Here is a 15154-nt window from a genome sequence, read left to right on the forward strand (position 1 = left end):
GCTAGAGTGCGGCCCGCCGATGCGTCTCGCCCCCCTGTTCCTGCTCTGCACGCTGCTCGCCGCCCTACCCGTCACCGCGCGGGCCGCCGCCTCGATTCCGGCCACCCCGCCCGCCTGGGTGCTGCCACTGCCCCGCGCGGCCGACACGGTGCGGCTCGACCGGATCAGCGGCCCGTCGTTCCTGCGGGTGCCGCCCGAGTGCTACCGGCGCGAGTGCGCCCTGGTGATCGTGTCGCACCCGCGCGGCCAGAGCGGCGAGCGGCTGCACGCCAGCCCCTTCGTCGGGTCGTTGGTGGACGCCCTGCTGGCCGCCCCCTTCGCGGTGCTGCTCAGCAACGACGGGGGGCCGTACACCTGGGGCAGCCCGGCCGCGCTCGAACAGGTCGCGGGCCTGCGCGAGGAGGCCGTGAGCAACTTCGCCTGGAACGGCCGCACCTACGCCCTGGGCCTGAGCATGGGCGGCCTGCTCGCATTGAGGAGCGCCCTGCCCGGCAGCCCCTACCGCGTTTCGGGCGTGGCGCTGATCGACGCCTGGGCCGACCTGGAGGGCGCCTGGAACACCGGGGACGGCCGCCGCACGGAGGTGGAGGATGCCTACGGCTCGGGGAGCAACCTCGCCACCCTGAATCCGCTGCCGCTCCTCCGGGCCAGGTCCCCCCTCCCCCTGTTCGTGGTCGCCAGCCCCGACGACAAGGTCGTGCCCATGGGCAGCAACGGCGAGCCATTGTTCACCCATGCCGAGCCCGGCGTCAGCGAGTTCGTGAAGGTCAGCGGCCCGCACCTGGGGGGCAACCGCTTCTCGCCCACCGTCGCCCGGCATCTCGCCGCCTTTTTCGAGCGGCTGGAGGTCCGGGCGCAGGAGCAGGCCCGGCGGTAGGTCGGGGGCAAAGGCAAAGGCTCCGGGAAACGTGCCTCCCGGAGCCTGTTGGTTGTTGGAAACAAGACAAAACCCAGTGGAGGCGCGGCCTTTCTCCTCTCCCCTCGTGGGAGACTCGCAGAACTGCTTGCAGCCTGGTACAGCTCCGCGGGAGAGGGCCGGGGTGAGGGGGCGCGTGAGTAGCTTCACCGCTGGCAAGAGGGCTTGCCTCATCTCCTCACCGCGCCGCAGGTCGAGACTGCTCACCCCCTCTGCAAGCAGCTCTGCGAGTCCCAGCCCCCCTCAAGAGGAGGGACTTTTTATTCCTCCTGCACGCCCTTTACATCGCGCTTGGAACCTCAATCCCGATCAGGGCCAGGGTCTCCTCAAAGCCCTTCCTGAGGCGGCCGACGAGGGCGAGGCGGGCTTCGCGCAGTCCCTCGGGGCTATGGAGGACGTTGGTCGCGGACTTCCCGGCCTTGTCACGGGCATTGAACCAGGCATTGAAGGCGGTGGCGAGGTCAAGAGCGTACTGGGCAATCACGTGCGGCGAGTGGATGCGGACCGATTGCTCGACGATCTCGGGCAGCTTGGCGACCATCTTGGCGAGGGCGAGGTCGAGGTCGGGCATCGCGTTCCAATCCGCCCCGGTCCCATCAATGGCATACCCGGCTTCCTGGGCTTTTCGCAGGATGCTCGCGGCGCGGACGGCGGCGTACTGCACGTAGGGCGCCGTGTCGCCGTTGAGCGCGAGCGCCTGCTCCCAGCGGAAGTCGATCTTGCGCGTCGGCTCGGCCTTGAGCATGGCGAAGCGGATGGCGCCGATGCCGATGCGGCGGGCGATTTCCCCCGCGTCGTCCCGTCCCGCCAGCTCAGGGTTGAGCTTTTCCAGCTCGACGAGCGCCCGCCTCTGCGCCTCGTCCATCGCCTCGTCCGCGCTGACGGCGATGCCCCTCCGCCCACTGATGGTCTGCCCCTCCAGGGTCACGAAGGCGTAGGAGAGGTGGATGCTGCGTTCCTCTTCCTCCGGGTGGCCCGCCACGCCCAGGGACGCCTTCACGATCTTCTGCGGGTGCTCCTGGCGCGAGTCGATCACGTTGATGACCTCCTGCGCGTGGCCGAAGCGGCGCTCGGTGTCGGGCTGGCCGTCGGGGGCACTCGTCCAGACGGTCTTGCCCTCGGGGTCCTGGATGAACGGCTTGAACCGCATCCCCTCGAAGAGGCCAAACTTCCAGAACTGGTAGCCGATGTCCTTGGCCGCGTACATCGCCGTGCCGTCTGAGCGCATCAGCACCACGTTCGGCTCCTCCAGGCCAGGCATGAACTCGGACACGTCCATCACGAAGGCGCCCGCGTACTTGCCTTCGGTGGGGTGCGAGGTGGAGCGGCTCTCCTCCAGAATGTTCATCGCCTGCGCGAGAAAGCCGCTGCCCACCACGTCCGACTCCCAGTTCAGCAGGTCGTAGCGGGCACCCAGCCGGAAACAGGTTTCCAGGTGCGCGCGGACGACCTTTTCAATCTCGGAGCGGAGTTCCCCGGCCTCCAGACGGTGTATGACGGCGCTGATGCCCTCTTCGAGGCTGGGCTTCTCCGGGTCGGCGTTCAGGCGCACGTAGCCCTCCCCCAGCCAGTGGTCGTACTTCTGCACGCCGTCCCAGACGCGGTGGTAGTGGCTAACTGCAAAGAGAGCCTCGGCGGCCTGGCGCCCGGTGTCGTCGATGTAGTTCTGCACCTCGACCGTATGCCCCGCCGCCCGGAAGATGCGGGCCATGGAGTCGCCCAGCACCACGTTCCGTAGGTGACCGACGTGCAGTTCCTTGTTGGGGTTGACGGAGGTATGCTCGATGACGACCTTGCCACCCTTGGCCGGGATCAGGGTCGGCTCCTCCACGACCTGACGCACGAACGTCCCCACATCCACGAAGAAGTTCAGGAAAGGCCCGGCGGCCTCCACGCGGGAGATGCCCTGGGGAAGCTCGACCTTCTCGGCCAGTTGTGCCGCGACCTGCGCGGGGTTTTGCCCCAGCGCCTTGGCGATCTGAAAGGCGGCAGGCGTACCGTAGTCGCCGGGCTTGTTCGCCGGGGTTTCCTGAATCGCCACGTCCACAGGAGCGCCGAGGTCAGCGGCGGCCCGTTCGACGGCGGCTTTGAGTTCGGCCTTGAGGTCCATAACGGGCAATTCTAACAGCGAGCGGGAGGGGGTGGGGAGTTAGGGGTCAGTCCTGTCCGGGCCGACTACCGCACCTCCAGCGCCACCGCCGGGGCCTGCACGCGCACGGTCTTGCCGCCCACCTCCCCGTCAAACCAGGCGGTCAGGGTGTAGGCGCCGGGCGGCAGGGACGGCAGGGTGCGCCGCAGCGTCAACGTCTCGCCGGGACGGAGGGTGCGGGTGAACTGGAGTTCCGGGCAGTTCAGGCGGCCCTTGGGGGCGGGACCCGCGACGGCCGGACCTCCCTCGCGGGACAGGGCGACGTAGGGAGGCAGGCCGCAGGCTCCCCAGTTGACCTCCGCGGCGTACCGCAGGGTCAGGAGCCGCCGGTCCACGTTGATCAGGGTGAGGGCCACCGTCACACCCCGCCCGGTCGCCGTCGCCTCCGCCTGGGCGGCGAGGGGGGCTCCACCCTCCGTGGTCGTGGCGGCAGAAGAGGACTGGCCCGGGGAGGAGGGCGCAGGATGGCGTTCAGGAAACGTGCCGAGCAGCGCGCAGCTTCCCAGCAGGCACGGCAGCAAGGCCAGGAGCACACGCCTCATCTCGGACCTCCTTACTGGACGGTGACGCGCACAGGCTGGGCGGGCACCTTGACGCGCGTGTCATCCGCGAAGCCCCCGAACCACCCCTCGATGATGTAGTCCCCAGCGGGCAGGTCGAGGTCACGGGTAAAGACCACGTTGCCATTCGCCGGGGCGGTCTTGGTCATGAGTTCCTGCGTGCAGATGCGGGGTTCCGCCCCGGGCGCCGGGTACACCACCTCGCGGGTGCCCACCCGCAGGACGCGCACGGTCGGCGCAAAGGCGCAGTTCTGGTCATTGTCACGCCCCACGCCGAATGTGATTGGGCCGGCCAGGCTGCTCTTCAGCGTCAGGGTGAGGGGAATGGACCCGGTCACGTTGCGGGGAGCGGCGAGCGTGGCGGTCACGCCGCTCAGCGGGGCAGGCGTGGTTGTGAGCGTCGTCGCCGGAGAAGTCCCCGTGCTGTTCGTGGAGCCGGGCGGAACTTGCTGCGCGGCGACGGAAAACGGCAGGGCCAGCAGGGCCGCGAGGGCCAGAACGCGGGAGGACATGGGGTGAGCGTACCCGGTGGGCATGACGGGAGGCTGAACAGTTGCGGGGGATGGGGTGCGGGTTGATGGTTCGGCAGTAGTAGAGTTCGGTCCCCGTCACGTTCTTCCGCTCATCGGTCACCAGGAGGCCTTTGCTCAGGTCCAGCACCACCAAGGGGTTCCCCAGGGGTCCAGCAGGACGGCGCAGCGGCCCACCTGAACGTCAAAGGGCGGCTCCACGACCTGTCCCCCGACTTGCCGGATCGAGTCTGCCGCGGCGTCGGCGGAGACGAAGAGCAGATCGACCTCGGGCTCGGGACGTTGGGTCTGGAGGACGAGTTCGGTGTCGGTCTCCGGCATTCGTAATCCGGCAGCGGCTGTCTGCCAGAGCAATTCATGGCCTAGACCGCCCTGGTAGAACCCCAGGCCAGCCTCCAGGCCGGGCACGGGAAGTTGAAGGCAGTCCACCTTCCTGAACAGGGGCTGGAGACTGGTGGGCATGGCTTCTCCTCTCAATGTCCGCCCACCTGCCCCACGTAGAAGTCGGCGATGCCCGCCGCGATGGCCTGCGCGAGGCGCTCACGGCCGCCGGGGTCCATCAGGACGCGGAGGTTGCCGGGGTCGGTCAGGTAGGCCGTCTCGACGAGCAGGCTGGGCTGGGTGGTGGGCCGGGTCAGGGCGAGGTCAGCGCCCGGCCTGAGGCCCGCCCCGGGGCCGAGGTCGGGCAGGGTGCGGCGCAGCGCGGCCAGGATGGCGGCGGCTGGAGCCTGCGCCTGCGGGTGCGTGAAGTACACCTCGGGTCCGCGAATGCCGCGAGGGTCGCGCCCGTCGGGCAGGGCGTTGGCGTGGATGGACACGAGCAGATCCGAGTGCACCGCCTCGGCCGTCAGGCCCCGCTCGTACAGGCCCAGGGTCACGTCCGCCTCCCGGGTGAGGACGACCTGGGCACCCTGCGCGCGCAGCAGCTCGGCGGCGCGCCGGGCGATGGGCAGGGTCAGGTTCTTTTCCGGCACGCGCAGTCCGCCCGCCCCCCCGAGTTGCGTTCCCCCATGCCCCGGATCGAGCACGATGACCCGCCCGGCCAGGGGGCGCACCGGGTCGAGGGTGGGTGGGCGGCGCACCGTGAGCAGCAGGTCGTCCCCGTCATAGTTCGCGGTGTAGCCCCAGGCCTGGGCGGCGGTGAGATCCAGGGTCAGCCGGGTCACGCCCAGCCCGACCGGCTGCACCTCGGCCCCGGCGAGCAGCGGGTCGGCGAGGGGAACGGGCAGGGTGGGCGCCGTCTCCAGCCCGTACAGAGTGAGTGTGAGGCGGCGGCCCTCCTGGTCCTGAGTCAACGTGAAGGGCACCCGTGCCCCGCCCAGCGGCACCCTGACCCGCAGGTCGTCCGCGGGAAGGGTGGTGGGCCGCGCCACCAGGGCCGCCGCGAGGGGAGACAAAGCGGCGACCGGGCTATCCAGATGGACCACCCCGCCCATTCCCGGAAGGGGCACTCCCGGCAGCACGTCGAGTTGCGATTCCGAGATCAGCACGCTGACCCCCGGCGCGAGGCGGGCGCGCACGTCCCCCCCCTGGCGACCCACCAGCCTGAAGGTCATGCCGCCCCGGGGGTGCAGGAAGGGGGCGCCGTCCAGCGCCGTGGTCACGTTGCCCGAGTCGTTCAGGCCAAGTCCGGGCACGGTACCGGGGCGTTGGATGCCTGCACGTGTGCCAGAGGCAGTGCTGGAGAGGGTTCCCCGGGCAGTCGCCGTGACGGTCCGGCCATCACGCCCGCTGAGGGTGACGGCCACGGGCGCTCCCTCCAGCCGGGCCGGGACGGGCACCTCGTAGGCCGCCTCGTACCACCCCGCGCTCACTTCCCGCATGAGCTGGGGGGAACCTCCCGCCACTCTGACCGCGGCCCGTCCGCCGGGCGATCCCCGGAAGGCTACCGTCACCGTCCGTTCAGCAGGCGTGTCCCCCGCCGCGTCCCAGAATTCCAGCGGCTCCCGGGGCGTCAGGCTCTCGCGGTCGATCCGCGTGGGGGTGGCAGGGAGGAGGGCCACCCCTGTGCGAGTCACGTGCAGCGTCCGGGTGCCCGTCTGTCCCCCCAGCGTGGCGCTCAGGCGCAGGTCGTTCGTGCCTACCCTGAGCGGCCACCACAGGATGAAGAGGCCGTCCGAACCGACCGGCACCGCCTTTCCCCCGATCCTCAGCCCCGCGCCGGGCGGCACGCTGCCTTCCAGGAGAACGTGGTCGAAGGCCACCCGGTGCCCCTCGGGCGGGTAGGCGACGAACACCTGGGGAGTGGCCCCTGCCCCGGCCAGGGCGGAGGCGGTCAGCAGGGAGAGGGCAAAGGCGGCGCGGCGGGGCGGCATAGCGAGGTCTAGCACGGGGGTCTGGGAGGGGGGATGAGCGGCGCCGCCCGGCGTGGTCCTGGGCCGTCCCGCCTTCCCCCAACGAGAAGGGCCGGGCACGTCATGGCCCCGGCCCCCTCCCCTCCAGCTCCCTACCCTACCCCACGCTCGGGCTGCCCATCGCGTTCAGCACCGCGTGGGTAAAGGTCCGGGTGTCGGCCTTCCCGCCCAGGTCACGGGTCGGCTGTTCTCGCAGGGCCAGGGCCACCGCGCGGTCCACCTGGTTGGCGACCTGGGGCCGGTCCAGGCCGTGCCGCAGCAGCATCGCGGTGCTCATGATCGCGGCGGCGGGGTTGGCGATCCCCTGCCCGGCGATGTCGGGGGCGCTGCCGTGGATGGGCTCGAAGAGGCCGGGGCCGTCGCCCAGGCTGGCGCTGGGCATCAGGCCCAGGCTGCCCGGAATCACGGCGGCGAGGTCGGAGAGGATGTCGCCGAACAGGTTCTCCGTGACGATCACGTCGTAGCGGCTGGGATTGGCGACGATCAGCATGGCGACGGAATCCACGTACTCGTGGTTCAGGTGGACGTTGCGGTACTCGCGGTCCCGCAGGGCCTGCACGTCGCGCCGCCACAGCTCGGAGACCTCCAGCACGTTCGCCTTGTCCACGCTCGTCACGCGGCCCCGTCGCTGCTCAGCGGCCCAGAAGGCGACCCGCGCCACCCGCTCGACCTCGGGGGTCGTGTAGCGCATGGTGTTGTACGCGGTGTTTCCCTCGATCTGGCGGTCCCCGTCGAAGTAGAGGCCACCCAGCAGCTCGCGCACGATCAGGATGTCCACCCCACGTGCCAGCTCGGGCTTGAGGGGCGAGAGGTGTTCCAGGCCGGGCTGTACACGCACAGGCCGCAGATTCGCGTAACAACCGAGGGCTTTCCGCAGGGCGAGCAGGCCGCTCTCTGGGCGCAGGTGGCGCGGGAGGCTGTTCCAGGGGCTGTTCTGCGGGCCGCCCACGGTGCCGAGCAGTACCGCGTCGGCCTCCTTCACGGCGTCGCGGGTGACCTGGGGGAAGGGATCACCGTAGTTGTCGTAGGCGGTTCCCCCGATGGCGTGTTCCTCAATGGTCACATCCGGGGCGACCTCACGCAGAACCTCGACGGCGGCGGCAGTGACTTCCGGGCCGATCCCGTCCCCCGGCAGGCTGACGACTTTAGGCATGTTGCTCCTCCTTCACGGCCTCTTCCCGGGCCTTCATGTACTCCAGCCAGCCCCCGGCCTTCTGGATGTCGAGCGCGAACTGCGGCACGGGCACGAAGGTCAGCGTCTGCCCGGTGCGCTCGTTGGTGATCGTGCCGCCCCCCAGGTCGAGGTTGGCCTCGTCGCCGTCCATAAAGGTCTCGACAACGTTCTCGCACTCCAGCGCCAGGAAGCCGTTGTTGATCGAGTTGCGGTAGTAGATGCGCGCGAAGTTGGGGGCGATCACGGCGGCCACCCCCGCCCCGCGCAGTGCCCAGACGGCATGCTCGCGGCTGGAGCCGCACCCAAAGTCAGCCCCCGCCACGATGATGTCGCCCGGCTTGACCCGGCGCACGAAATCCCTGTCGTAGTCTTCCATCGCGTACTTCGCCAACTCGGCCTCCACGTCGGTCGTGAGGTGGCGGGCGGGGATGATCTCGTCGGTGTTGATGTGGTCGCGGGCGAAGACATGAACGGTGGGCATGGGTCCTCCTGAATGGTTGAGCGGCGAGCGGGGGATCAGTTCGAGGGCCGCAGCCGCTCCAGTTCCTCGGGCACTTCCTCGCCGTAGAGGTCGTGCCAGGTTTCGCCGTCGAGGGTGAATTCCGATTCCATGAAGTATTGGGCCGGGTCGTCAGGGTCGGTCAGGGCGTCGGTCGGGATGTCGAGGCGCACCCCCTGCACGGGGGGCAGGTTCGGCACGTCCACCAGATAGGGCGCCTCGTCCGCGAAGGTCTCGGCGAGCAGGGCGCGGGTCCATTCCGCCCACTCCTGCGGCTCGCCAGCCCCGGTGGCGGCCAGCAACTCCGAGCGCAGACGTTCGGCGTGTTCGTCCGGCACGCTTCCCTCCTCCCACTCCACCCGCCCGTCCTGCCAGACGGTCACGGGCACGGTCTGCACGTCGAGCATCTGGGCAATCAGGTCGCCCAGGTCGCCGTTCTCATCCTCCGGCGCGGCGTCCGGGTCACCGTAGGGCAGCCAGGTCTCGCCGTCGAGGGTGTAGCTGGAGCCGTCCGGGTTGGGATAGAACTCCACGTCGCCCACGATGGCGAAGGCGGGGTTGAGGGGCGATTGCAGGGGCGCGGGTCGCCGCAGTTCGAGCAGCAGGCGGCGGGCGACGGGCACGTCCTCCCCTTCCTCCTCCAGCAGGTCGTGGTGGCCCTGCGCCCACTCCTCGGGCGTTGCGCCGTGCCACTCCCGCGCGACGGCCTCGATGGGCTCCAGTAACTCTTCGGGCGGCTCGGGCTCGATGTCAATGCGGCCCTCCTGCCACTGCTCGACCCGGAAGGCGCCCAATTCCTCGCCCCGCAGCCGCGCGGCCGGGTGGGACAGCAGGTCCCTCAGCACCTCCTGGGGGTCGCGGTCGGTGGCAAAGCCCTCCCAGCGCAAGCCGTCGAAGGAGTGAAGCTGCTCCCGCAGGCGCAGGCTGCCGCCCTCCCCTGCCGGGACGCTCAGGGCCGCACTGCTTGCCTGCCCGAGCACGAGGTCGCCGGTAAAACGCCGGTAGGGGGGTACTGGAATGGCCTGCACGTCCTCCAGCGTCTCCAAGCGGCGCTCGGGACGCCCCGCCATCACATAGGCCGTGCGGTACGCGCTCTCCCATCCTGTTCCAGAGGGCTGCGAGTCCCGGAGCGCCGCCCCGATCCGACCGCGCAGTTCCCCGTCCTCCGGCCCATGCGTCACCGTGACGTTGCCGTCCACGTCCATCCGCGCCTCGAAGGAGTGAATGGTGGGCATCAGCCCGAGTTGTTTGCGCCTTTTGGCTTCACCCATAGCAGCACTAGTCAATCACGGAAGTGGCGGGAGGAGGTCTGGCTGGACCCTTAGTCCGCCGCCTCCGTCTCGCCGCCCGGCCCCTCCGCGTTGTACTGGCGCGGGTCGGAGATGTATCCAGCCACCGCACTGGCCGCCACCGTCGCGGGGGAGGCGAGGTAAATCTGGGCGGTGGGATCGCCCATGCGGCCCACGAAGTTGCGGTTGCTCGACGAGATGCACACGTCGTCCGGCCCCAGCACGCCCGAGTGCATCCCCAGACAGGCGCCGCAACTGGGGTAACTGACGCTCGCGCCCGCCTCGACGAAAATTTCCAGTAGGCCCTCCTGCGCCGCCTGCTTCCAGATCGCCTGGGTTGCGGGGACGACGATCATCTGCACGCCGTCGGCGACCTTGCGGCCCTTCAGGATGCGGGCCACATCGCGCAGATCACCGATGCGCCCGTTCGTGCAACTTCCCACATAGGCATGCGTGACGGCGATACGGTCGCTCCCCGCCACCCGCCCGTTGCTGGGGATGTGGGGGTAGGCGACGGTCGGCTCCACTGCGGAGGCATCGAGGTCGATGACCACCTTGTAGTTCGCGTCGGGGTCAGAGGTGTACTCGGTGTACTGATCCCGCGTGACACCCCGCTCGGCGAGGTAGGCCCGCGTCGTGTCGTCCACGGCCACGATGCCCGTCTTGCCGCCCGCCTCAATCGCCATGTTCGTGAGGGTGAAGCGGCCCTCCATGTCCATCCGGTCGATGGTGTCACCCACCCACTCCATCGCGAGGTAGTTCGCGCCGTCCGCCCCGATGCGCTTGATCACCTCCAGCACGAGGTCCTTGGGCGTGACGCCGGGCTGCATCTGGCCCGTCACGCGAATGAGCATGGTCTCGGGCACCTTGAACCACACCTTACCCGCGTAGATCGCCCCGGCGAGGTCGGTGCTGCCCACCCCTGTGGCGAAGCAGCCCAGCGCGCCCGCGTTGCAGGTGTGCGAGTCGCCGCTCACGAGCGTCTGCCCGGGCTTGATCAGGCCGGTGTTCTCCAGCACCACGTGGGCGATGCCGCCGCGCCCCACGTCGTAGAAGTGCTCGATCCCCTTCTCCTGCACCCAGGACTTGAGCTTCTGGTACATCTTCGCGGCCTTGATGTTCATGGCCGGGACGGAGTGGTCGGGCACCGCCACGATACGCGAGGGATCGAACACGCGGTCCATGCCGCGTTCCTCCAGCATCCGCAGCGCGGCGGGCGTGGTGATCTCGTGGCACAGCACCCAGTCGGTCTCGCACTCGATGAGCTGGCCGGGCACCACCGATTCATGCCCCGAGTGGGCCGCCAGAATTTTCTCCGCAATCGTCATTCCCATCTGCCTGTCCCCTTTCTGAACTGCCCTTCAAAACAAGACCCCCGAAGCCGTGGGGAGCTTCGGGGGCGGATGAGCGAACGCCGGGCTGCGCTCACCGCCCCCAACGAAGAAGAAGCGCCACGCGGGCGTTCTCGGTTCCGTAGGGAAGGGTGAACATCGGGGGAAGTCTAGCGCACGGGTCATACGGGAGGGGCAGACGTGTAGACGGGCAGGGGCGGCGGGATGAGAGGCAACTTTTCTTGCTCTTAACCTGACGCAGGCTTAATGAAGGGGAAGAGCACCTCATTCTCGCAGAACAGGGCAGAAAGCATCCATTAGAATTCTGAGCGGACATGAAGAAGCCTCATCTATTCGGCGCCATTCTCGGCCTCACGGCCCTGCTCACAGCCTGCGGGGGGAACGACACTCCTACGCTCACCCACACGCTCACCATCAAATTGGAAGGCGTGACTATTGCATCTGTCACGGTGACAAACACCACCACAAAAGCGCAGATCTTCAGCGGCACGCTGGAGGGCAGCAAAGCTTTCGGGGACCTGAAGGCGGGGGACGTGTTCAAGGTCGAGGGCGGCGCGGTGAACGGTCAAACTGCTCCTGCCGTGCAGACGGTCACGCTGGACGGAGACAAGACGGTGACGCTGACATACAAGGCGGCTCAATCGCCTACCACCTCCCACAGCCTGACAGTCAAGGTGGAGGGGGCCAGCAGCGTACCCATGACAGTCACGAACACGACCACGAACACGCAGCTTTTCCAGGGGATGCTGGAGGGGAGCAAGACGTTCGGCGGGCTGACGGCGGGGGACGTGTTCAAGATCGAGGGGGGGACGGCGAATGGCTTTACTGCCCCTGCGGCCCAGACAGTCACGCTGGATGCGGACAAGATGGTGACGCTGACGTACACGGCAGCTGCACCTGCCCTGCCCCCGGAAGTGGTGGCGGGCACACTGACGCCCTACAAATCCGGCCCGGCGATCATCTCTGCCTACGGCCTCTCCTATGGGGCGAGTCTGGCGCAAGCTGCCGTGACGGCGGACGGCCAGTTCAGGCTCCAGTTGCCCGCCACCCTCCCGGCCAGCCAACTTTTCGCCTTCCCGGGCGAGGGCTGCCGGGTTCAACCGACGGTCAGCCCGGCTGATACCCGGTTTGTGTACACGAATATCTACCCCGTCACCCAGGGCAGCGACACGCTGGGTACCGTGCAAGAGGTGGTGCAGGAGGGCGCGGCGGACGGCAGCGGGCGGCGTGAGCTGATGCGGTTCTACGCTTCCGCCGCCGCGCGGGTCACCGGGCAGCTCGTGTGCAATGGGGGGAACATCACGGTCGATCTAAACCTTAAAGCCGGGTGGAACGCGGTGGAGTTCGCGGTCGACACGGTGAGCAACGGGCAAGTAGTGGCGGGCGCCCTGCGAACGTATACGGGCGGCGCCCCCACCATCCAGTTCTCCCTTATAGCGCAGCCCCTCCGCGTGCAATTGAACACGGGCTACGCCGAGGTCAAACGTGGCGAGAGCTTCACGGTCGGGGTGCAAGTCACCGTGCCGGATGACGCTGGCAGCGATGTTGGGGTGGAGCTAGTTGATCCCCCGGTGGGCTTCAGCCTGAGTACCAGCAGTCTTCCTACCGGTGCAGTGGGAAATGCCGTCTCGCAGAAGTCCGGCGTGGTGCGGCTTCTGGAGCGTGGCCGGACCCTGGGCAGTCAGCCGAGCAGCATTTCGGTTCACCCCGAGTCCACCCGTTCCGCGAACATCACCATTCAGACCACTCTGGAGGCTGAGCGCACCAATACCGGTTACCGCGGCCCCCAAGCGCTGCGCCTACGCTTCAAATACGGTGAGCAGCAGACGGAGGCAACGGTGTACGTCAACGTCACTGGCCCCGGTGTGCGTACGGACTTCCGCGACAGCTATTACAACGTGTCCAGCATCACTCTGGGTGTCGGGGATACTGGCACACTGACGACTCTGGTCACCCCGGAGGGTGGCTTCACCGGCGAGGTGCGCCTGAGTATGAGCGACGCCGCGTCGGGCATCTCGGGTGAAAGTAGTCCCGTCACTCTGGGGACGGACAGTCGGAGCGTGCCCTTCACGGTCACCGTGCCGAGCAGCACGGCTCCCGGTACCTATAACCTCACGGTTCGGGCCACGCACGCCGCCGGAACCGAACGGGTGGGGTCGCTCAGCGTGGTGGTCAAAGCCCCGTCCGTCAAGGTCGCGGCCCAGTCGGTGACGCTCTATGGCAGCGAGACGGCGAATCTGCCCGTAACGGTGACGAGCGAGTACGGTTTCGAGGGACCCATGACGGTGACGGCGGCGGACCTCCCCGTAGGGGTGACGGCCATGCCCGTGACGGTGACGGTGCCGCGTGGTGGGGCGGTCAGCGCCCTGCTGCCGCTGAGCGGCGCCGAGAACTTGGGGATCGTCCCCTCCACTCAGATTACCCTGACCGCGAGCGGCACGAACGTCAGCGCGAGTGGGACGACGACCATCAGCTTGCAGCCCAAGCGTTTCCTGCTGGGCCAGGTGAATGTCCAGTCCACGACCCCCGCGCGGGACGGCGGGTTCTGGTTTACCAGCCAGGCTTACGAACAATACGGGGCGAGCATCAAGCTGGCCCGTTTCGACGGCACGAATGTGGTGGATGAGGTCACTCTGCCCGGCGCCTATTCTTATTATTACTCCTGGCCGCTCACCACAGCCCCCAGTGGGGAAGTATGGGTACTCGGGGGAGGGCGGGCCTATCTCTATGGTGGCGGGCAGGTGCAGAGCTGGTCCATGGACCAAGGCAGCACTTCCCCTGTCGCCGCCGATAACAAGCAGCGCCTGTATTTCGTGGGCTACGACAGCGCAAGTAACCAATACCGCCTCAAGCGGCTGAACGCCGCCAGCGGCAAGGTCGAGACCCTGCCGGGCGTGAGTTTGCCCACCAACGCTAACTACGCGCCCCTTGTCCGCAACGCCGACGGCACGGCCCTGTTCCTGTACGACGGCAGCAATGCTCGCCTCCTCCGGGTGGAGACAGCCAGCGGAATAGTGACGCCCCTGCCCCTCCCCGGCCTAAGCAGCATTACAGCCGTTGCAGTTGATGCCTCGGGGACGCCCTGGGTCTATGGCCGCAGCTCGGACTACAACATGCAGGTTGGCCGGGTCAACGGGGACGGGACCCTGAGCCTGTATCCCTTCTCGTTCGGCGACTCGGTGCTCACCTTCGGCTTTGACGACCAGGGGCTGCTGTGGGGCGCGGGCAACTACAACAATGTCGTCAAGGCTTTCGATCCGAAGACGGCAACCACATCTAGGAGCCTGGAACTGGGCTACGGGAGCGCCCAGAACTTCGTCCTGAATCTGTCTGGAGGCATCTGGAAGACCTGGGCGGACAGCACGGTGAGGAGTTCCTACACCAGCCTGATTCGGTAAGTCTTCTCCACTCATGCAGCAGGACCGCGGGCTTCCAAAACGAGCCCGCGGTCCTGCTGTCTGCTTTACCTCAGCCTCAAGGCTCGACGGGCACCCCCACAAACCCCCCCCTCTTCCCCTCCTCCAGCCGCGCGAAGGCCGTCTCGGGGTCGTGCGGTGTGCAGATCACCGCTCCCTCCTCGAACCACTGGGGGAGGTATTTCCTGCGCGTTTCCAGCGTGGTTACTGGGTAGAGGTCGTAGCCCATGATGTACGGGTAGGGCGTGTGGGCCAGGGTGGGGAGCAGGTCGGCGGCATACACGAGGACCTCACCGCCACGACGCAGCACCACCCCCTGCTGGCCGAGGTTGTGGCCGGGCAGGGGCAGCACGCTCAGGCCGGGCAGCAACTCATGTTCGCCGTCCACGATCTCAAAGAGGCCCGCGTCAAGGATGGGGTCGATGGAGCCGGGGACGTAGCTCGCCCGGCTGCGCTCGTGGGTGTGCTGCGCGTCGTGGAGTTCCTGTTTCTGCACCACGTAGCGGGCGTTCGGAAAGGTCGGCTCGCCCAACAGGGTGACGTTCCGCCCCGCATGGTCGAAGTGCAGGTGGGTGTTCACGACAAGGTGGATATCGTCCGGCGAGAGACCCAGGTCCGAGAGGCCGCGGAAGATCGTCTCGTCACGGTCGAGCGCGTACATGCCCTCGAACTTCTCGCCCCCCTGATCCCAGAAGCCGGTTTCAACGAGGACATTGCGGCCTCCCAAACGGATCAGGAGGGGATTGATGCGGAGGCGAATGCGGTTGAGGTCGTCGGCAGGGGCGACCCGCTCCCATAGAACCTTGGGGACGGAGCCGAACATCGCGCCGCCGTCGAGGCGAAACTGGCCGTCGGTGAGGGAATATACGTCGGCGTCGCCGACTTTCAGGTGCCGGGTCCAGGACATAAAGGGGA

The 15154-nt window shown here is 68.1% G+C and carries 12 protein-coding genes; 2 read left to right on the forward strand and 10 right to left on the reverse strand.

Annotation, left to right across the window (positions count from 1 at the left end):
- Positions 1–19: 19 nt before the first annotated feature.
- The gene (locus F784_RS0101065) at positions 20–877 is read left to right on the forward strand and encodes an alpha/beta hydrolase family protein (protein WP_019584832.1); all 858 of its coding nucleotides are present in this window, start codon (positions 20–22) and stop codon (positions 875–877) included.
- 319 nt (positions 878–1196) lie between these two features.
- Here F784_RS0101065 and F784_RS0101070 read toward each other — a convergent pair whose 3' ends face one another.
- From F784_RS0101070 to F784_RS0101110, 9 genes are all read right to left on the reverse strand, one after another.
- Positions 1197–3026, reverse strand: coding sequence for an arginine--tRNA ligase (locus F784_RS0101070; protein WP_019584833.1), 1830 nt, complete (start codon positions 3024–3026; stop codon positions 1197–1199).
- Between the two features lie 65 nt (positions 3027–3091).
- Complete coding sequence (locus tag F784_RS0101075) at positions 3092–3607, reverse strand: hypothetical protein (protein WP_019584834.1); 516 nt, start codon at positions 3605–3607, stop codon at positions 3092–3094.
- Positions 3608–3618: 11 nt separating this feature from the next.
- Positions 3619–4137 carry a hypothetical protein gene (locus F784_RS0101080; protein WP_019584835.1) on the reverse strand — a complete coding sequence of 173 codons (519 nt, stop codon included), beginning with the start codon at positions 4135–4137 and terminating at the stop codon, positions 3619–3621.
- A gap of 135 nt (positions 4138–4272) precedes the next feature.
- Positions 4273–4617: a VOC family protein gene (locus F784_RS0101085; protein WP_019584836.1), complete on the reverse strand. Its 345-nt coding sequence runs from the start codon at positions 4615–4617 to the stop codon at positions 4273–4275.
- An 11-nt stretch (positions 4618–4628) separates the two neighbouring features.
- Positions 4629–6470, reverse strand: coding sequence for an N-acetylmuramoyl-L-alanine amidase family protein (locus F784_RS0101090; protein WP_019584837.1), 1842 nt, complete (start codon positions 6468–6470; stop codon positions 4629–4631).
- A gap of 136 nt (positions 6471–6606) precedes the next feature.
- The gene (leuB, locus tag F784_RS0101095) at positions 6607–7662 is read right to left on the reverse strand and encodes a 3-isopropylmalate dehydrogenase (RefSeq protein ID WP_019584838.1); all 1056 of its coding nucleotides are present in this window, start codon (positions 7660–7662) and stop codon (positions 6607–6609) included.
- Positions 7655–8164, reverse strand: coding sequence for a 3-isopropylmalate dehydratase small subunit (locus F784_RS0101100; protein ID WP_019584839.1), 510 nt, complete (start codon positions 8162–8164; stop codon positions 7655–7657). Before F784_RS0101100 ends, leuB begins: the two co-directional genes overlap by 8 nt.
- Before the next feature lie 35 nt (positions 8165–8199).
- On the reverse strand, positions 8200–9453 hold the full coding sequence (locus F784_RS0101105; protein WP_026332170.1) for a hypothetical protein: 1254 nt from the start codon (positions 9451–9453) through the stop codon (positions 8200–8202).
- 50 nt (positions 9454–9503) lie between these two features.
- The gene (locus F784_RS0101110) at positions 9504–10805 is read right to left on the reverse strand and encodes a 3-isopropylmalate dehydratase large subunit (protein ID WP_026332171.1); all 1302 of its coding nucleotides are present in this window, start codon (positions 10803–10805) and stop codon (positions 9504–9506) included.
- Between the two features lie 332 nt (positions 10806–11137).
- Between F784_RS0101110 and F784_RS0101115 the strand changes: the two genes are divergently transcribed.
- Positions 11138–14221, forward strand: coding sequence for a hypothetical protein (locus F784_RS0101115; protein ID WP_019584842.1), 3084 nt, complete (start codon positions 11138–11140; stop codon positions 14219–14221).
- A gap of 76 nt (positions 14222–14297) precedes the next feature.
- Here the strand turns inward: F784_RS0101115 and F784_RS0101120 are convergent, their stop codons facing one another.
- Positions 14298–15146: an MBL fold metallo-hydrolase gene (locus F784_RS0101120; protein ID WP_019584843.1), complete on the reverse strand. Its 849-nt coding sequence runs from the start codon at positions 15144–15146 to the stop codon at positions 14298–14300.
- Positions 15147–15154: the final 8 nt, after the last annotated feature.

This window comes from Deinococcus apachensis DSM 19763 (genome assembly GCF_000381345.1).
GTDB classification, from domain to species: Bacteria; Deinococcota; Deinococci; order Deinococcales; family Deinococcaceae; genus Deinococcus; species Deinococcus apachensis.